The sequence below is a fragment of the Hydrogenophaga sp. genome (assembly GCF_965657535.1).
Taxonomy (GTDB): Bacteria; Pseudomonadota; Gammaproteobacteria; order Burkholderiales; family Burkholderiaceae_C; genus Hydrogenophaga.
This window is the reverse complement of sequence record NZ_CBFHOP010000007.1, coordinates 76,602-93,930: the sequence shown is the minus strand read 5'-3', so window position 1 is coordinate 93,930 and position 17,329 is coordinate 76,602. Positions and strand designations below refer to the sequence as shown.

Sequence of the window (17,329 nt, the reverse complement as noted above, 5' to 3'; positions counted from 1 at the left end):
AAACGGTGTGGGGTTGGGCGGACTCAGCGGCTGGCGGCAGGGCGGGCCATGGGGCTGGTGGTGAGACCGTCAGAAGGGCTCGCATCGGCTGCGCGATCGGCCTTGGCGGGGCCGGCCCAGCCGCCGCCCAGGGCCTTGTACAGGCGCACCATGTCGGCGCTCAGGGTGGCCTGGGTGCTGGCCACGCTGTCCTGGGTGGACAGCAGCGTGCGCTGGGTGTCCAGCACGGCGCGGAAGTCGATCAGCCCGCTTTCGTAGCGCTGGCGCGCCAGCAGCTCGGCGTTGACCGCCGCTGCGCTGGCGGCCTGCAGCCGGGCCAGGCGCTCGCGGTTGCCTTGCAGCGAAACCAGCGCGTCTTCCACGTCTTTCAGCGCGGTCAGCACCGTGGTCTGGTAGCCCAGGCGGGCCTGCTCCAGTGCAGCCTCTTGCGAGCGCACCTGGGCGCGGGCCGCGCCACCGTCAAACAGCGGCACCGACACGCTGGCCAGCAACGAGTTGGCCACCGACGCGCCGTTGGTCAGCGCACCCAGCGTGAGCGCGCTCAGGCCCAGCGAGCCGCTGAGCCGAAAGCTGGGGTAGCGCGCCGCGTCGGCCTGCGCCACGCGCGCCAGGGCGGCGCTCACGCGGTACTCGGCGGTGCGCACATCGGGCCGCTGGCGCAGCGTTTCGGCCGGCAGGGCCAGGGCCAGCTCGGTCGGCGCTTGCGGCACCGGGGCGGCGGTGGCCAGCCGGCCTTGCAGTGCGCCCGGAGCCTGGCCGGTCAACACCGCCAGGCTGTTCAGCGCCTGGGTGATGCTGGTTTGCAGCGCCGGAATTTGCGCCGCCGTTTGTTCACTGGCGGCCACGGCCTGTTCCACGTCCAGCGACGACACCAGGCCCGCCTGGCCGCGCCAGCGCGTGATTTGCAGCGTTTCGGTTTGCGCCGCCAGGTTGCGGCGGGCAATGGCCAGCCGCGTCTGCAGGCTGCGCAGTTCAATGGTGGTCACCGCCACCTCGGCCGCCAACGACACCTGCACGTTGGCCAGGCTCGCGGCAGACGCTTGCACCTCGGCCTCGCTCGCGCTCAGCGCGGCGCGGTTGCCGCCAAACACATCGGGCTCCCAGCTGGCGTCAAACCCGGCCTGAAAGCTGTTGGTGGCGTCGTTGCCACCCGACTTGCCGCGCCGCGCCGAGCCCGAGGCCCCCACCGAAGGCCCCATGCCCGCTTGCTGCACATCGCGCTGCGCACGCGCTTGCAGCAGCGCCGCCTGCGCGCTGCGCGCGGTGGTGTTGGCTTGCAGGGCTTCGGTCACCAGCGTGGTGAGTGTGGGGTCGTTGAAGCGCTGCCACCAGAGCGCCAGATCGGTGGCGGCTTGCCCCGGAGCCGCTGGCGTGGCCGCGCCAGACCACGCGGCGGGCGTGGGGGTTTCAGGCAAGGCCGCGTCGGGCCGCGCCAGGCTGGCGCAGCCCGACAGCAGCACACCAGCCAGCAGGGCCACAGCCAGGCCCGGCCGCCGGTTCTGTGAGGGGGGAGTCAATAGGGAGTTCATGTTGTTCATTCAGCATACGTTGTATGCAGCGCCTCCATTGTGCGCAAGCGCACACAACAGAGCGTGAGCGTGGGGTGAAGTTCCGGTAAAGCACCGGGGGCGTCAAGCCGCCAGGGCGGTAGCCGTCTTCAAGGGGTTGCACGCGGTGGGGCCTCGGCATCGGGCCGAGGGTCTGCTGCGCTTCCAGCCAGGTGCAGCGTCTGGGTGGGAAAAGCAATTTCAGCGCCGTGTGCCGCCACGATGTGGCCGATGCGCAGCAGCACGTCTTGCTTGATGGCGTGGAATTCGACCCAGACGGTGGTCTTGGTGAAGCCGTAGATCATGATGTCGAGCGAGCTGGCGCCGAAGCCGTTGAAGTTCACGATCAGCGTTTGCGTGGTGTCGATACCCTCGTGGGCGAGCAGCATGGCCTTGATATCGGCCACCACGCCTTCCACCTGCGCGAAGTCGTCGTAGCGCAGGCCCAGGGTTTCTTTCAGGCGGCGGTGGCTCATGCGCGAGGGGTTTTCCACCACGATGGTGGTGAACACGGCGTTGGGCACGTAAATGGGGTTTTTGTTGAAGGCGCGGATGCGGGTGTGGCGCCAGCTGATGTATTCCACCGTGCCTTCCAGGCTCTTGTCGGGCGAGCGAATCCAGTCGCCCACGCTGAACGGGCGGTCGAGGTAGATGGTGAGGCCGCCGAAGAAATTGGCCAGCAGATCGCGTGCGGCCAGGCCCACGGCAATACCGCCCACACCGCCCAGGGCCAGCAGGCCGCCGATCTGAAAGCCCAGCGTGTGGGCGATGGTCATGACCGTGACCACAAACACCACCAGCCGCACCAGCTTGCTCAGGGCGGTGGCGGTGGTGACGTCGAAGTCGCCACCGTCTCGGGTGCCGCGCTGGATGCTGGTTTGCGTGACCTCGCCCACAAAATGCCAGAGCATCCAGGCCACGCAGACCACGATGCCGATGTTGCGCCATTGCAGTGCGTCGGCCAGCAGCTCGGGGTTGGGCCATTGGGTGTTGAGCACCCGGGCCATCCAGCCCAGGCTGATGAGCCACAAAATCAGCCGCAGCGGTTTGCTGGCGGCGGTCAGCAGCGCTTCGTCCCAGTGGTTGGCGGTGTGCTGGGTCCAGCGGGCGGCGTGCCTGAGCAACAGGCGCACGGCCTGGTTGGCCAGCAGCGTCAAGAAGCCAATGGCCAGCAACGTGACGAGCCAAAGCTCCAGGCCTGTGTCCTGCTGAAGTCGCAGCGCAATGTCGTTCATGGGTCTTCTGCCTTGCGGGGCTTATTGAAACGCGACTTCGGCAAAGCTGCGCAGCTTGCGGCTGTGCAACTGGCCCACGCCGCCTTGGCGCAGCAGTTCCACGGCGCGGATGCCGATGCGCAGGTGCTGGTCCACCCGCTCGCGGTAGAAGTGGTTGGCCATGCCGGGCAGCTTGATCTCGCCGTGCAGCGGTTTGTCGCTCACGCACAGCAGGGTGCCGTAGGGCACGCGAAACCGGAAGCCGTTGGCGGCGATGGTGGCGCTTTCCATGTCGAGCGCCACGGCGCGGCTCTGGCTGAAGCGGCGCTGGGGCTTGTTGTCGGGCAGCAGTTCCCAGTTGCGGTTGTCGGTGCTGGCCACGGTGCCGGTGCGCATGATGCGCTTGAGTTCGGCGGAGGCCACGCCGGTGACGTCGGCCACGGCGGCTTCCAGCGCCACCTGGATTTCGGCCAGCGCCGGAATGGGCACCCACAGCGGCAGTTCTTCGTCGAGCACATGGTCTTCGCGCACGTAGGCGTGGGCCAGCACGTAGTCGCCCAGTTGCTGGCTGTTGCGCAGGCCGGCGCAGTGGCCAAGCATGAGCCAGGCGTGCGGGCGCAGCACGGCGATGTGGTCGGTGATGGTTTTGGCGTTGGCCGGGCCCACGCCGATGTTGACCATGGTGATGCCGCTGCGGTCGGCGCGCATGAGGTGGTAGCCCGGCATTTGCGGCAGGCGTGGGGGTGGGGCGCCCAGGTCGTCGCCTGTTTCCTGGGGCAGATCGACGCGGCGTGTCACCACGTTGCCGGGCTCCACGAAGGCGATGTACTCGCTGTCGGGCTTGGCCATCTCGGCATGGCCGAGGCGGATGAACTCGTCGATGTAGAACTGGTAGTTGGTGAACAGCACGAAATTTTGAAACCACTCGGGCGCGGTGCCGGTGTAGTGGCGCAGGCGCTGCAACGAATAGTCGACCCGCGGCGCGGTGAACAGGGCCAGCGGCTGGGCCTCACCGGGGCGCGGCTCGTGCGTGCCGTTGGCAATGCCGTCGTCCATGGCGGCCAGGTCGGGCAGGTCAAACACGTCGCGCATGAGGGCGCGGCGCTGCGCGCTCAGGCTGCCTTCCACATGGTCGTGTTCGGCAAACGAGAAGTGAATGGGAATGGGCTGGGTGCTGGTGCCCACTTCAAGCTCGCCCCCGTGGTTGGCCAGCAGCAGTTCAAACTGCCTGAGCAGGTAGTGGGCGTACAGGTCGGGCCGGGTGAGGGTGGTTTCAAACCGGCCAGGGCCAGCCACAAAACCGTAGCTCAGGCGACTCTGTGGCCCCGTGCCCTGGTGCGACACGCTGTGGGTGTGCAGCCGCACAAACGGGTAGCAGGCGCGCACGCGCGCACTGCTGAAATCTTCTCCCGCCACAAAGCCGCGCATGGCACTGCGCAGAAATTCGACGTTGTCACGGTAGATGCGTTGCACCTGCGCGAGCGCAGCGGCGGGTTCGCGAAAGAAAACCGGGGCGGTAAAGTCGGGGGTCTTGTGCATGGCGCTATTGTGGCGCCGCCACATGACAACCCGCCTATGAGCGCCCGCAACGGCCCACAACCCGATGTTCAATTCCGAAACCGCCGCCATGGGCTTGCCCGCCGATCCGGCCGGTGCGGTGGCCGTGCTGGCCGCGGCGCTGGGCTGCGGTTTGCTGATCGGCGTTGAGCGGGAACGGCGCAAGGGCAGCGGTCCCCACCGAGCGTTTGCCGGTTTGCGCACCTTTGCGCTGACCTGTGTGGTCGGCGCCCTGGCCGCGCTCACCCAGCTGGCCGGGCTGGTGGTGACGGGTGCGGCGCTGGTGGCAGCTCTGGCGGCCATGGCCTACTGGCGCGACCGCTCGGACGACCCCGGCGCGACCACCGAAGTGGCGCTGCTGCTGACCTACCTGATCGGGGTGCTTTGCGCTTGGAGCCTGCCGCTGGCGGCGGCCACGGCGGTGGGCCTGACGGGTTTGCTGGCGGGCCGCCAGCGGCTGCACCACTTTGCCAGCCAGTGGCTCAGCCCGGGCGAGGTGCGCGACGGCATCATCCTGGCGGCGCTGGTGCTGATGGCGCTGCCGCTGGTGCCCAACCGGCCGCTGTGGGGGCCGGTGCTCAACCCGCAGGGAATAGTGCAGCTGGTGGCCTTGCTGCTGGGTGTGCAGTCGCTGGCCCACCTGAGCCGCCGCTTGCTGCAGGCGCGGCACGCGGTGGCGTTTTCGGCGCTCGCTTCGGGCTTTGTTTCCAGCACGGCCACCATTGCCACGCTGGGACTGGCGGTGCGCGAGCGACCTGCCGACGTGCGGTTGCTGGCCGGTGGTGGCCTGCTGTCTTGTGTGTCCACCCAGCTGCAGGTGCTGCTGGTGGCCGCTGCGGTGCAACCGGCCTGGCTGCCGGTTTTGTGGCTGCCATCGCTGGCCGCCGCTGTGTTGGCGCTGGCCTGGGGCGGGTGGATGGTGCATGGCGCGCCCCGTGCCGCCGACGTCCTGACAGAGCCAGACGAAGACCGCCTGTTCAGCCTCTGGGCAGCGGCAGGCGTGGCCGCGTTGCTCAGTGGCATCCAGGCCGGCGTGTACGCGCTGACGCTTTGGCTGGGCTCGACAGGGCTGTTGTTGGGCTCGGCCCTGGCGTCGCTGGCCGACCTGCACGCTGCGGTGGCGGCGGTGTTCGCGTCGGGCGAGCCGCTGCCGGGTGGTGCCGCAGTGTGGGCGGTGGTGCTGGCGCTGCTGGCGCACGCCGGAGGCAAAAGCGTGTCTGCCGGGCTTGCTGGCGGCTGGCGCTACCTGGCCTGGCTGGCGCCCGGCCTGTGGGGGCACATGGCGTTGGGCGCAGCCGGCATTTACTGGCTGGCGCGCGCTTAGTTCCGGGTCGGTTCGCGCATCGTTACAAACTCTTCGGCCGCGGTGGGGTGGATGCCGATGGTGCTGTCAAACACGGCCTTGGTGGCGCCGGCTTTCAGGGCCACGGCGAAGCCCTGCACGATTTCGCCCGCATCGGCGCCTACCATGTGCAGGCCCACCACGCGGTCGGTCGCGGTGTCCACCACCAGCTTCATGAGCGTGCGCTCGCTGCTGCCCGAGAGCGTGTGCTTGAGCGCCTTGAACTCGCTGCGGAAGATGGTGACCTGGCCAAACTGTTCACGCGCTGCGGCTTCGCTGAAACCCACGGTGCCGATGTTGGGGTGGGTGAACACGGCGGTGGGGATGAAGTCGTAGCTCATGTCGCGCGGGGGCTTGCCTGCAGCGGGGCCAAACAGCTGGTCCACCACCACCATGGCTTCGCCCAGCGCCACCGGGGTGAGCTGCACGCGGTTGGTCACGTCGCCCACGGCGTAGATGCTGGGCACATTGGTCTGGTAGTACGCGTTCACCAGTACCTCGTTTTGGCCGCCTTGGGCCACGCCCACGGTGTCCAGCCCAAGGCCTTGCACGTTGGGCACGCGGCCGGTGGCATACAGCACCGCGTCGGCCATCACCACGTTGCCGTCTTCCAGCTCCACACGCAGGCCTTCGTCCGTCTTCTGGATGTCCACCACGCCGGCGTTCAGACGCAGGTCCACGCCCGACTTCAGCATTTCCGCGGCCACGAAGTGGCGAATCTCGTCGTCAAAACCGCGCAATATCTGTTCGCCCCGGTACAGCTGTGTTACCTGGGCGCCCAGGCCGTTGAAGATGGACGCAAATTCGCAGGCAATGTAGCCGCCGCCCACCACCAGCAGGCGCTGCGGGAAAGGCTCCAGGTCAAAAATCTCGTTGGAGGTGATGACGTGTTCGCGCCCTACAAAGTGCGGCACATGCGGCGTGCCGCCGGTGGCAATCAGGATGTTTTTGGCGGTGAAATGCTGGTGGCCGGGGCTGCCGTCGGCGTGCAGCGTGGCCAGTGTGATGGCGTGCTCGCCGTCAATGCGGGCAAAGCCGTTGAACACGGTCACGCCCGAGCCGCGCAGCAAGTTGCCGTAAACCCCGTTGAGGCGGCTGATCTCTTTGGCGCGGTTGGCTTTGAGGGTGGACCAGTTCAGGCGCGGTGCGCTGTCTTGTTCCCAGCCATAGCCGCGTGCTTCTTCAAAGCCATCGTGGTAGTGCGCTGCGTAGCTGTAGAGCTTTTTCGGGATGCAGCCCACGTTCACACAGGTGCCGCCCAGGCCGTCTTGCCCCAGGGTCTCGGCCAGGGCCACGCGGGCGCCGCGCTGGGCAGCCATGCGGGCAGCGCGCACGCCACCGCTGCCGCCGCCAATCACAAAGAGGTCGAAGTCAAACGTGCTCATCTCAAATCCTTGGCAAAACAGGCCTCACGGCAACCGGTGAGGGGCTTCATGTTAAGCGGCCATCGGTGCCGCTGCATTGAGGCCTGTCATGGCCGGCTGTCGGCAGGGGCCTTGGGTGTGCGGGCCAACGCGCGCTGACGCTGTCTGCCCATAATGCGCCCATGAACCCGACCCCTGCCTCCGCGCCCACCGATCAGGCGACCCCACAACCCGGCCTGAGTGTGGTGCTGGGAGGCACCGGCGGCATTGGTGCGGCCCTGGTGGCGCAGCTGCGCGCGCAGGGCAGCACGGTGCTGGCCTTGGGGCGGCAAACCCAGCCTGCGCTGGACTACGCCGCCGAGGCCACGGTGGCTGCTTGTGCGCAGCATGTGGCGGCGCAGCTGAGCCCAACCGGTTTGGCGCTCACCCGGCTGGTCGTGGCCACCGGGTTTTTGCACGGCACCACCGCCAGCGGCCAGCGCGCCGAGCCCGAGCGTTCGTGGCAGCACCTGAACGCCGACGCCCTGGCGCACAGCTTTGCCGTCAACGCCATCGGACCGGCGCTGGTGATGAAACACTTTTTGCCGTTGCTGCCGCGCCAGGGGCGCTGTGTGGCGGCGTTTTTGTCGGCGCGGGTGGGCAGCATTGGCGACAACGCGCTGGGCGGCTGGTATGCCTACCGAGCATCCAAAGCCGCGCTCAATCAGCTGGTGCACACGGCGGCCATTGAACTGGCGCGGCGCAACCGAGACGCGCTGTGCGTGGCGCTGCACCCGGGCACGGTGGACACGGCGCTGTCTCAACCCTTTGCCAAGTCCGGGCTGCAGGTGCGCCCGCCGGACGTGGCGGCGGTCGAGCTGCTGGGCGTGCTGGACGGCTTGCCGCCGGGCAGCTCGGGCGGGTTTTTTGACCACCGGGGGGTGGAGGTGCCTTGGTGAGCTGAGCGCGCGCGGGTCAGACGGGCAACGGCATGTTTTTGAGTGCCCGGCGTTTGGCCATTTCACGGCCCATGCCCACCGTGTCCAAGCTGGCCAGACGCTGTTTGGCGGCCGGGTAGGCGATCAATTCTTCCAGCACGATGTGGTCGAGGTAAAGGGCTTCAAACACCTCCAGCGCGTGGCGCAGTTCCACGGTGTCAAACCACAGGTTGCCGTGGGTGGCGGCTTCCAGGCTGGGCGCAATCTGAATCCAGTTTTCTTCCAGCCAGCCGTGGTCTTGCACCAGGTGTTCGGTGGCCTGCACCAGCTCGGCGTTTTGGCTGTTCAGCAGTGCGGGAAAGATGTGCTTTTCTTCGTCCAGATGGTGCTGGCGCGCTTCGCCGTTGAAGTAGGCCAGCACGCTGCGGGACTGTTCCCGGTTGGCCTGGTTCAGGCCATTGTTTTCAATCGCGTCCACCAGCGTGTGCAGCTGTTGCAGCTGCTGCTGAATCTCGCGGTGGGTGCTGTCAAGAAACTCAAAAACAGCGAGCGACGGTTGGGTGCGGGCAGCAGCGTTCATGAAAAACCCCTGGGCAGTGAAAGTTGGGTTCATCATAAAAATGCTGCGCCGCAGCAGCTTGATCTGGCGCAAACAAACTGCGCCACCGGCGGCCAGCGCGGGGGCTCTGCGCCAAAGGATGCCGCAGGATGGGCTTCGCCCGGCCGCAGGCATCGCCCCCTGGGGGGTGACGCGAAGCGGCGCGGGGGGAGTCAATAAGTGAACACGCCGCGCCCGGTCTTGCGGCCCAGCCAGCCAGCCGCCACCATTTCTTTCAGCAGCGGGGCCGGGCGGTATTTGCTGTCGTTGTACTCGGCCATGTAAACGTTCATCACCGCCAGGCACACGTCCAGGCCGATCATGTCGGCCAGGGCCAGCGGGCCAATGGGCTGGTTGCAGCCCAGTTTCATGCCGGCGTCGATGTCTTGCGGTGTGGCCAGACCTTCGGCCAGCACAAAGAAAGCCTCGTTGATCATGGGCACCAGAATGCGGTTGACCACGAAGCCGGGCGCGTTCTTCACGGTAATGGGCGTCTTGCCCAGGGCTTCGGCCAGTGCCTTCACGGCGTCGTGCGTGGCGTCGCTGGTTTGCAGGCCGCGAATGATTTCCACCAGCGCCATCATGGGCACGGGGTTGAAGAAGTGCATGCCGATGAAGCGGTCGGGGCGCTGCGTGGCGGCGGCCAGCTTGGTGATGCTGATGGAGCTGGTGTTGGTGGCCACGATCACGTCGGCACCCAGCAAGCCGTCCAGCTGCTGCAAGATTTTGACCTTCAGCGCCTCGTTTTCGGTGGCGGCTTCAATGACCAGTTGGGCGCCCTTGAGGTCTTCGTAATGGGTCGACCCTTTGATGCGGGCCAGCGCCGCGTCTTTTTCGGCGGCGGTCATTTTTTCTTTCTTGATCAGCCGGTCCAGGCTGCTGGCCACGGTGGCCATGGCTTTGTCCACCGCCGCCTGGGCAATGTCGACCAGCACCACCTGAATGCCGCTGGTGGCGCAGGCCTGCGCAATGCCGTTGCCCATGGTGCCCGAGCCAATAATGCCGACGGTCTGGATGCTGCTCATAGGGTTCACTCCTGTGTGTTTCAAAAAAAGAATTGTCCAGCGCGTGTGCGCTGGGGGCTGGCACGCTGGGTCACGCATGCGTCACGCCTAGGCGGGCGCGTCTATCGGCTCGCAGGCCTGCGTGCTAACTTAGCCGTTGATTGTCGCGCCCCATCTTGCAAGGGCATGACAGCGGTTCGATTCGTCCGGTCCGGCGCTTGGTGCGGCACTTCCTGGAGATCTCATGTTTGATTTCATCATCGTTGGCGGCGGCTCGGCGGGCAGCGTGCTCGCGGGGCGTCTGAGCGAAGACCCTGCCGTGCGCGTGGCGCTGCTCGAAGCCGGTCCGGCCGACAGCAGCGTGCTCATTCATTGCCCCGCCGGCCTGGCCCTGATGGCCAAGTTTGAGCTCAACGGCTGGGGCTACAACACCGTGCCGCAGCCGGGGCTGAACGGCCGCCGGGGCTACCAGCCGCGCGGCAAGGTGCTGGGCGGCTCCAGTTCCATCAACGCCATGGTGTACGCCCGCGGCCATGCGCAAGACTACGACCATTGGGCTGCCCAGGGCAATCCCGGCTGGTCGTATGCCGACGTGTTGCCCTATTTCAAGCGCGCCGAGCACAACGAGCGCGGCGCCGACGCGCTGCACGGCCAGGGCGGCCCGCTGAACGTGATGGACCTGCGCAGCCCCAACCCGTTTCTGCCCGCGTTCATCGAAGCCGGCCAGCAAGCCGGCTACGCGCACAACGCCGACTTCAACGGCTCCGATCAGGAAGGCGTGGGCGCCTACCAGGTGACGCACAAAAACGGCGAGCGCTGGAGCGCCGCCAAGGGCTACCTCACGCCCCACCTGGGGCGGCCCAACCTGACGGTGATCACCAGCGCGCTCACTACCCGGGTGCTGGTGGAAACCGTGAACAGCCAGCCCTGCGCCGTGGGGGTGGAATACCGGCCCAACGGCGGGCGGGGCGCACCACAAACGCTGCGCCTGAAACCGGGCGGCGAGGTGCTGCTGAGCGCGGGGGCTTTTGGTTCGCCGCAGTTGCTCATGCTCTCGGGCATTGGCCCGGCTGAGCACCTGCGCGAAATGGCCATTGATGTGCTGCACGACCTGCCCGGCGTGGGCGAGAACCTGCACGATCACCCCGACGTGGTGATGGTGGTGAACGCCCCGAAGTTGACCGACCTGTTTGGCCTGTCGCTGCCGGGCATGGTGACCACGCTCAAGGGCATCGCTGAGTGGCGCCGTGCGCGCAGCGGGCCGCTCACCAGCAACTTTGCCGAGGCGGGGGGGTTCATCAAGAGCGCCTCCGACGAAGCCATACCCGACCTGCAATTGCACTTTGTGGTGGGCAAGCTGGTGGACCATGGCCGCAAAACCGTGTTTGGCCACGGCTATTCGTGCCATGTGTGCCTGCTCCGGCCCAAGAGCCGGGGCAGGCTGCGCCTGGCCAGTGCCGACCCGCAAGTGGCGCCGCTGATTGACCCGGCCTTTTTGAAAGACCCGGACGATGTGGCCCGCCTCGTGCGCGGTTTCAAGCGCGTGCGCGAGTTGATGCAGCAACCCGCTTTGGCTCGCCACGGCGGCCAGGAGTCCGCCGCCTCGCGATCGGCCCAGAGCGATGCGCAAATTGAACAATTCGTGCGCAACCACGCCGACACCATCTACCACCCGGTGGGCACCTGCCGCATGGGCACCGACGCCCTGGCCGTGGTGGACGCCCGCCTGCGCGTGCACGGTGTGGCGGGCCTGCGTGTGGTGGACGCGTCGGTCATGCCGCGCGTGGTGGGCGGCAACACGAATGCCCCGGTGATCATGGTGGCGGAAAAAGCGGTGGATATGATTCGGGAAGACCGTCAAGCCGCGCTGGTCTGACGCTGGCACAACCTCTTTTTTCGGAGCCACCATGATCCTCGAACACGCCGACATCCGCATCGACCCCGCCCGCTCAGCCGAGTTTGAAGCCGCCATCCTGCGCGGCGCGAGCACCGTGATTGCCCAGGCCACCGGTTTCAAGGGCTACAAAGTCAACCGCAGCATCGAGAGCCCGGGGCGCTACATCTTGATGATTTATTGGGACACGCTGGAAGACCACACCGTGGGCTTTCGCCAGTCGCCGTCGTTTGCCGAATGGCGCAGCATCGTGGGGCCGTTCTTTGCGCAGCCGCCGGTGGTCGAACACCTGGAGCTGGTCGGCAAGACTTGATCCCAACCGCATCCGGCGCGCGACACCGAAACCCAGGATGCCGCGGAACTGGCTTTGCCAGGCCGCAAGCATCGCCCCCTGGGGGGTGACGCCGCAGGCGGCGCGGGGGGAACCTATTTCTTCCGCATCAGCGTCGACTTGCCAAACAAACTCTCGATTAAATCCACCGCCAGCAGCGCGGTGCGGTTGCGCACATCCAGCGCCGGGTTGAGCTCCATCACGTCCATGCTGGCCATGCGTCCGGTGTCGGCAATCATTTCCATGCACAGCTGGGCTTCGCGGTAGGTGGGGCCGCCGGGGACGGTGGTGCCCACGCCGGGGGCGATCTCGGGGTCCAGAAAGTCGACGTCGAAACTCACGTGCAGGTGCGTGTTGTCGTCCATGCCCATCAGGGCCTGTTCCATGGTGTGGCGCATGCCCATTTCGTCGATATAGCGCATGTCAAACACCTCCAGCCCGGCTTCGTGCACGAGGCGCTTTTCGCCGGCGTCCACGCTGCGTATGCCGATCTGGCGCACCACGCTGGCTTCGATGGCCGGCGTGTGGCCGCCAATGCCGGTGAGCAGCGCCGGCCCCCGGCCGCACAGCAGCGCCACCGGCATGCCGTGGATGTTGCCGCTGGGCGTGAGTGCGGCCGTGTTGAAGTCGGCGTGGGCGTCGAGCCAGAGCACGCGCAGGGTTTTGCCGGTCTCGCGGCAGTGACGCGCCACGGCGCTGATGGAGCCCAGGCCCAGGCAGTGGTCGCCACCGAGCACGATGGGCATGTGGCCCCGCGCCAGTTCGGCGTGCACCGCCTCGTGCAGGGTCTGGTTCCAGGCCGCTACCTCGGCCAGGTGGCGGTAGCCTTCGGTGGGCGGTTGCCAGGGGTTGGCCGGGCCGCTCAGGTTGCCGCAGTCTGTCACCTGCAGGCCGTGGCTTTCCAGCACCGCCTGGATGCCCGCCACGCGCAGCGCTTCGGGCCCCATGGACGCGCCGCGTGCGCCTGCGCCAATGTCGGTGGGGACGCCAATAAGACTGATGGGGTGTTGCATCGCGCTATTGTGATGCGTGAGGTGTGAAGCACCCAACCCCCTGGGGCGCGCGGTGACTTTGGCCCGCCGCACGCCCGCTGCACGGGTAACGCACAATCGCTCACGTTTTTCAACCGCAGCCTGCACCTTCACATGGCCCTGTTTCCGTCTGCTCTTCCCATCTGGTCTCCCTGTGGCTTTGCGCTGCTGGAACGCACGCCCCGCGGCTGGCTCAGCCCGACCGATGCCTACTGGCGCCTGTGGCTAGGCCGGCCCGAACTGGCTTTGGTAGAAGAGTCTTGCCCGGCCGAGCAGGCCTTGCACGCCGCGCTCATGGCCGACCCCACGCGGCCGGTACCGGCCGCCGAGCTGGACGCGTTGGAAGATGACGACGCGCGCGCCAACCACCGCCTGTTTCTGAGCTTTCGCGATGCGGTGATCGCAGCCGGTTCGCTGGAGGCGGCTTACGCCGGGTTCTTCAAGGCCGGTGCCATTTCGGTGCCGCCTTTGTTCCTGGATCTGATGGTGCAGGCCATTGTGTGCAACCTGCTGCAGGACGAACCCGACGCCTGGCCATGGCGCGCAGCCGAGATGCTGTTTCGCCGCCAACGCGTGAGCGTGCAAGACGGCCGCGTGCTCAGTGGCGACAGCGAGGTGCTGGACATGGCCCACGAGACCGGCGGGCTGGGTTCGGTGGGCCGGCTGCTGATGCAGAGCGGCGCTTCACTGCCCACGGTGCAAATGGAAGTGCTGGGCGAAGACGGCGCCGGGCGCTACATGAACAGCCTGGCCGGCGTGGGGCGGTTCAACTTTTTGCTGGACCTGACGCACGAGATTCAGCGCGAGCTGCCGCACGGCCTGACGCTGACCATGAACCGTGCCCAGTCGGGCCTGAAGGCGCTGGCGCAGGTGCTGGAGAAGTGGGTGCAGCATTTTCTGGGCTTGGGGGTGAAAATTCAGGCCGAATCGCGCATTGAAGACCCCGCCTGGCGCTGGCACCTGGGCTTGGACGTGGAATCCACCCAACTGCTGAACGACTTGTACGCAGGCCAAACCGTGGCGCCCGAGCGCCAGCAGCGGCTGATCAGTTTGTTCAAGCTGCGGTTTGACGACCCGCAACACATGCGCGCCGACGTGCAGGGCAAGCCGGTGTACCTGGGTCTGGCCATGACGGCCGACGGCCTGCTGAAACTGAAGCCGCAAAACCTGCTGCTGAATTTGCCACTGGCCCGGGCCGACTGAGGTCGGGCCGGGCACGTGGGTCACGCGCTCACATATTGCGCCGGTACTGCCCGCCCACCTCAAACAGCGCGCTGGTGATCTGGCCCAGTGAGCAGCAGCGCACCGCGTCCATCAGCACCTCGAACACGTTCTTGTTCTCAATCACCGCCTGCTGCAGGCGCTGGAGCATGGCTGGGGCTTGCGCCGCATGGCGGGTGTGGAAGTCGGCCAGCCGTTCCAGTTGGCTTTGTTTTTCTTCTTCGGTGGAGCGGGCCAGCTCCAGCTTGTCCATCACCGCGTCGCCGTGCGGGTTGCGGAAGGTGTTCACGCCCACGATCGGGTATTCGCCGGTGTGCTTGAGCATTTCGTAGTGCATCGACTCGTCCTGGATCTTGCCGCGCTGGTAACCGGTTTCCATGGCGCCCAGCACGCCACCGCGTTCGGCGATTTTTTCGAACTCGGCCAGCACCGCTTCTTCCACCAGCTCGGTGAGGTCGTCGATGATGAAGGCGCCCTGGTTCGGGTTTTCGTTTTTGGCCAGGCCCCACTCCCGGTTGATGATGAGCTGGATCGCCATGGCCCGGCGCACCGACTCTTCGGTGGGCGTGGTGATGGCTTCGTCAAACGCGTTGGTGTGCAGGCTGTTGCAGTTGTCGTAAATGGCAATCAGCGCCTGCAGCGTGGTGCGGATGTCGTTGAACTGAATTTCTTGCGCGTGCAGGCTGCGCCCGCTGGTCTGCACGTGGTATTTCAGCTTCTGGCTGCGCTCGTTGGCGCCGTAGCGGTCGCGCATGGCCACCGCCCAGATGCGGCGCGCCACGCGGCCCAGCACGGTGTATTCCGGGTCCATGCCGTTGCTGAAGAAGAACGACAAATTGGGCGCGAAGTCGTCGATGTGCATGCCGCGCGCGAGATACGCTTCGACAAACGTGAAGCCGTTGGACAGCGTGAACGCCAGCTGGCTGATCGGGTTGGCGCCGGCTTCGGCGATGTGGTAGCCCGAGATGCTGACCGAGTAGAAGTTGCGCACGTCGTGGTGCACGAAATACTCGGCAATGTCGCCCATCACCTTGAGCGAAAACTCGGTGCTGAAGATGCAGGTGTTCTGGCCCTGGTCTTCTTTCAGGATGTCGGCCTGCACCGTGCCACGCACGTTGGCCAGCACCCATTCGCGGATTTTCTGGGCTTCGGTGTCGGTCGGGTCGCGGCCATTGTCGGCTTTGAATTTCTCCAGGTTCTGGTCGATGGCGGTGTTCATGAACATCGCCAGAATGCTGGGGGCGGGGCCGTTGATCGTCATCGACACGGAGGTGGCCGGGTGGCACAGGTCGAAGCCGCCGTAGAGCACCTTCATGTCGTCTAGCGTGGCAATGCTCACGCCCGAGTTGCCGACCTTGCCGTAAATGTCCGGGCGCGGATCGGGGTCGTTACCGTAGAGCGTGACCGAGTCAAACGCGGTGCTCAGGCGCTTGGCGGGTGTGCCCGCGCTGAGCAGCTTGAAGCGGCGGTTGGTGCGAAACGGATCGCCTTCGCCGGCAAACATGCGGGTCGGGTCTTCGCCCTCGCGCTTGAAGGCGAAGGTGCCGGCGGTGTAGGGGAAGCTGCCGGGCACGTTGTCCAGCATCAGCCACTTCAAGATTTCGCCATGGTCCTCAAACGTGGGCAGCGCCACCTTGCGGATGGTGGTGCCCGAAAGGCTCTTGGTGGTGAGTGCCGTGCGGATTTCCTTGTCGCGGATCTTCACCACGTACTCGTCGCCCGCGTAGGCTTTTTGCATGTCGGGCCATTGCGTCAGCAGCTTGCGGGCAGCCGGGTCCTGGTCGAGTTCGCGCTGTTGGGCCAGGTCGATCACTGCCTCGGCGGCTTTGGCCCGGGTGGGCTTTTCCACCCGAAGCATCTGCGCGCTGGCGTTGAGCTGCTGGATTTCGCGGGCCAGGCGGGCTTGCTCGCGGGCGCGCTTTTTGTAGCCGCGCACGGTGTCAGAAATTTCGGCCAGGTAGCGCGTGCGCGCGCCCGGCACGATGGGGGTCTGGTTGGTGCTGTGGCGCACCGCCACCCGCGGCAGGCGGCCTTCGGTCAGTGGCAGGCCCAGCGCACCCAGGCGCGTTTTGAGCGCCTGGTACAGCGCGGTCACGCCGTCGTCGTTGAAGCGTGCGGCCATGGTGCCAAACACCGGCATCTGCTCGGTGGGCGTGGTCCAGGCTTCCTTGTTGCGCTGCACCTGCTTGGCCACGTCGCGCAGCGCGTCGCTGGCGCCCTTGCGGTCAAACTTGTTGATGGCCACGAACTCGGCGAAGTCGAGCATGTCGATTTTCTCGAGCTGGCTGGCGGCGCCAAACTCGGGCGTCATCACGTACATGGGCACGTCCACATGCGGCACGATGGCCGCGTCGCCCTGGCCAATGCCCGAGGTTTCCACCACGATCACGTCAAAACCCGAGACCTTGCAGGCGGCGATCACGTCGGGCAGGGCGGCGCTGATCTCGCTGCCAAAGTCGCGTGTGGCCAGTGAGCGCATGAAGACACGTTGGCCTTTTTGCCAAGGCGCAATGGCGTTCATGCGGATGCGGTCGCCCAGCAACGCGCCACCGCTCTTGCGGCGGCTGGGGTCGATGGAAATGACCGCCACGCGCAACGCGTCGTCCTGGTCCAGCCGCAGGCGGCGAATGAGTTCGTCCGTCAGGCTGGACTTGCCGGCGCCGCCGGTGCCGGTGATGCCCAGCACGGGCACTTTTTTGGTGGCCGCTTCGGCGCGGATGCGCTGCACCAGGGCGACGTCGGCTTTGTCGTTCTCCAGCGCTGTGATCAGCTGCGCCAGGGCGCGCCAATGCATTTCGGTCTGGCCTTCAATGGCGCAGGTCTCGGTCGGGGCGAAAGCGCTGATGTCTTGGTCGCAACGCATCACCATTTCGCCAATCATGCCGGCCAGGCCCATTTTCTGGCCGTCTTCGGGGCTGTAAATGCGGGCTACGCCGTAGGCCTGCAGCTCGCGGATTTCGTCGGGCACGATCACGCCGCCGCCGCCGCCAAACACCTGGATGTGCTCGCCGCCCCGGCTCTTGAGCAGGTCCACCATGTACTTGAAATACTCCACATGGCCGCCCTGGTAGGAGCTGATGGCAATGCCCTGGGCGTCTTCCTGCAGTGCGGCCGTCACCACCTCGTCCACCGAGCGGTTGTGCCCCAGGTGGATCACCTCGGCGCCCATGCCTTGCAAAATGCGCCGCATGATGTTGATGGCCGCGTCGTGGCCGTCAAACAGGCTGGCTGCGGTGACAAAGCGCACCTTGTTGGTGGGGCGGTAGTTGGCCAAGGCCTGGTATTCGGCGGACAGGTTGCTCATGGTGT

General features: G+C 66.4%; 13 protein-coding genes. 5 read left to right on the top strand and 8 right to left on the bottom strand.

Going from position 1 to position 17,329, the window contains the following annotated elements; translation table 11 throughout:
• Window positions 1-23: 23 nt before the first annotated feature.
• The 3 genes from ACTG4K_RS13485 to ACTG4K_RS13475 all read right to left on the bottom strand — a co-directional run bounded on the left by ACTG4K_RS13485 (window position 24) and on the right by ACTG4K_RS13475 (window position 4,300).
• Window positions 24-1,529, bottom strand: a complete 1,506-nt coding sequence (locus ACTG4K_RS13485) for an efflux transporter outer membrane subunit (RefSeq protein WP_439114732.1) — start codon at window positions 1,527-1,529, stop codon at window positions 24-26.
• A 128-nt stretch (window positions 1,530-1,657) separates the two neighbouring features.
• Window positions 1,658-2,782, bottom strand: coding sequence for a mechanosensitive ion channel family protein (locus ACTG4K_RS13480; protein WP_439114731.1), 1,125 nt, complete (start codon window positions 2,780-2,782; stop codon window positions 1,658-1,660).
• 21 nt (window positions 2,783-2,803) lie between these two features.
• Entirely contained in the window at window positions 2,804-4,300 is a 1,497-nt protein-coding gene (locus tag ACTG4K_RS13475; RefSeq protein ID WP_439114730.1) for an AMP nucleosidase, read from the bottom strand.
• A 64-nt stretch (window positions 4,301-4,364) separates the two neighbouring features.
• On the opposite strand from ACTG4K_RS13475, the gene ACTG4K_RS13470 reads away from it, so the two are divergent.
• Entirely contained in the window at window positions 4,365-5,642 is a 1,278-nt protein-coding gene (locus ACTG4K_RS13470; protein WP_439114729.1) for an MgtC/SapB family protein, read from the top strand.
• Here the strand turns inward: ACTG4K_RS13470 and gorA are convergent.
• On the bottom strand, window positions 5,639-7,045 hold the full coding sequence (gorA, locus tag ACTG4K_RS13465; protein WP_439114728.1) for a glutathione-disulfide reductase: 1,407 nt from the start codon (window positions 7,043-7,045) through the stop codon (window positions 5,639-5,641). The genes ACTG4K_RS13470 and gorA overlap by 4 nt on opposite strands.
• A 161-nt stretch (window positions 7,046-7,206) precedes the next feature.
• Here gorA and ACTG4K_RS13460 point away from each other — a divergent pair, with 161 nt between their 5' ends.
• Window positions 7,207-7,962: an SDR family NAD(P)-dependent oxidoreductase gene (locus tag ACTG4K_RS13460; protein ID WP_439114727.1), complete on the top strand. Its 756-nt coding sequence runs from the start codon at window positions 7,207-7,209 to the stop codon at window positions 7,960-7,962.
• A gap of 16 nt (window positions 7,963-7,978) precedes the next feature.
• Here the strand turns inward: ACTG4K_RS13460 and ACTG4K_RS13455 are convergent, their stop codons facing one another.
• Window positions 7,979-8,521, bottom strand: coding sequence for a hemerythrin domain-containing protein (locus ACTG4K_RS13455; RefSeq protein ID WP_439114726.1), 543 nt, complete (start codon window positions 8,519-8,521; stop codon window positions 7,979-7,981).
• 191 nt (window positions 8,522-8,712) lie between these two features.
• Window positions 8,713-9,564 carry a 3-hydroxybutyryl-CoA dehydrogenase gene (locus ACTG4K_RS13450; protein WP_439114725.1) on the bottom strand — a complete coding sequence of 284 codons (852 nt, stop codon included), beginning with the start codon at window positions 9,562-9,564 and terminating at the stop codon, window positions 8,713-8,715.
• A 223-nt stretch (window positions 9,565-9,787) separates the two neighbouring features.
• Between ACTG4K_RS13450 and ACTG4K_RS13445 the strand changes: the two genes are divergently transcribed.
• Together ACTG4K_RS13445 and ACTG4K_RS13440 are read left to right on the top strand one after the other, a co-directional pair.
• Window positions 9,788-11,419, top strand: coding sequence for a GMC family oxidoreductase (locus ACTG4K_RS13445; RefSeq protein WP_439114724.1), 1,632 nt, complete (start codon window positions 9,788-9,790; stop codon window positions 11,417-11,419).
• A 31-nt stretch (window positions 11,420-11,450) separates the two neighbouring features.
• Window positions 11,451-11,750: an antibiotic biosynthesis monooxygenase family protein gene (locus tag ACTG4K_RS13440; protein WP_439114723.1), complete on the top strand. Its 300-nt coding sequence runs from the start codon at window positions 11,451-11,453 to the stop codon at window positions 11,748-11,750.
• A 113-nt stretch (window positions 11,751-11,863) separates the two neighbouring features.
• Here ACTG4K_RS13440 and rocF read toward each other — a convergent pair whose 3' ends face one another.
• Window positions 11,864-12,781 (bottom strand): arginase, encoded by a 918-nt coding sequence (rocF, locus tag ACTG4K_RS13435; RefSeq protein ID WP_439114722.1) that lies wholly within the window; start codon window positions 12,779-12,781, stop codon window positions 11,864-11,866.
• 132 nt (window positions 12,782-12,913) lie between these two features.
• Between rocF and ACTG4K_RS13430 the strand changes: the two genes are divergently transcribed.
• Entirely contained in the window at window positions 12,914-14,002 is a 1,089-nt protein-coding gene (locus ACTG4K_RS13430) for a DUF6352 family protein (protein WP_439114721.1), read from the top strand.
• Window positions 14,003-14,030: 28 nt separating this feature from the next.
• Here ACTG4K_RS13430 and icmF read toward each other — a convergent pair whose 3' ends face one another.
• Complete coding sequence (gene icmF / locus ACTG4K_RS13425; protein ID WP_439114720.1) at window positions 14,031-17,324, bottom strand: fused isobutyryl-CoA mutase/GTPase IcmF; 3,294 nt, start codon at window positions 17,322-17,324, stop codon at window positions 14,031-14,033.
• Window positions 17,325-17,329 lie beyond the last annotated feature (5 nt).

Bases quoted from the DNA above. Each gene is read 5' to 3' on its own strand.
- ACTG4K_RS13485 (WP_439114732.1), bottom strand. From the start codon at position 1,529: ATGAACTCCCTATTGACTCCCCCCTCACAGAACCGGCGGCCGGGCCTG.
- ACTG4K_RS13480 (WP_439114731.1), bottom strand. From the start codon at position 2,782: ATGAACGACATTGCGCTGCGACTTCAGCAGGACACAGGCCTGGAGCTT.
- ACTG4K_RS13475 (WP_439114730.1), bottom strand. From the start codon at position 4,300: ATGCACAAGACCCCCGACTTTACCGCCCCGGTTTTCTTTCGCGAACCC.
- ACTG4K_RS13470 (WP_439114729.1), top strand. From the start codon at position 4,365: ATGTTCAATTCCGAAACCGCCGCCATGGGCTTGCCCGCCGATCCGGCC.
- gorA (WP_439114728.1), bottom strand. From the start codon at position 7,045: ATGAGCACGTTTGACTTCGACCTCTTTGTGATTGGCGGCGGCAGCGGT.
- ACTG4K_RS13460 (WP_439114727.1), top strand. From the start codon at position 7,207: ATGAACCCGACCCCTGCCTCCGCGCCCACCGATCAGGCGACCCCACAA.
- ACTG4K_RS13455 (WP_439114726.1), bottom strand. From the start codon at position 8,521: ATGAACGCTGCTGCCCGCACCCAACCGTCGCTCGCTGTTTTTGAGTTT.
- ACTG4K_RS13450 (WP_439114725.1), bottom strand. From the start codon at position 9,564: ATGAGCAGCATCCAGACCGTCGGCATTATTGGCTCGGGCACCATGGGC.
- ACTG4K_RS13445 (WP_439114724.1), top strand. From the start codon at position 9,788: ATGTTTGATTTCATCATCGTTGGCGGCGGCTCGGCGGGCAGCGTGCTC.
- ACTG4K_RS13440 (WP_439114723.1), top strand. From the start codon at position 11,451: ATGATCCTCGAACACGCCGACATCCGCATCGACCCCGCCCGCTCAGCC.
- rocF (WP_439114722.1), bottom strand. From the start codon at position 12,781: ATGCAACACCCCATCAGTCTTATTGGCGTCCCCACCGACATTGGCGCA.
- ACTG4K_RS13430 (WP_439114721.1), top strand. From the start codon at position 12,914: ATGGCCCTGTTTCCGTCTGCTCTTCCCATCTGGTCTCCCTGTGGCTTT.
- icmF (WP_439114720.1), bottom strand. From the start codon at position 17,324: ATGAGCAACCTGTCCGCCGAATACCAGGCCTTGGCCAACTACCGCCCC.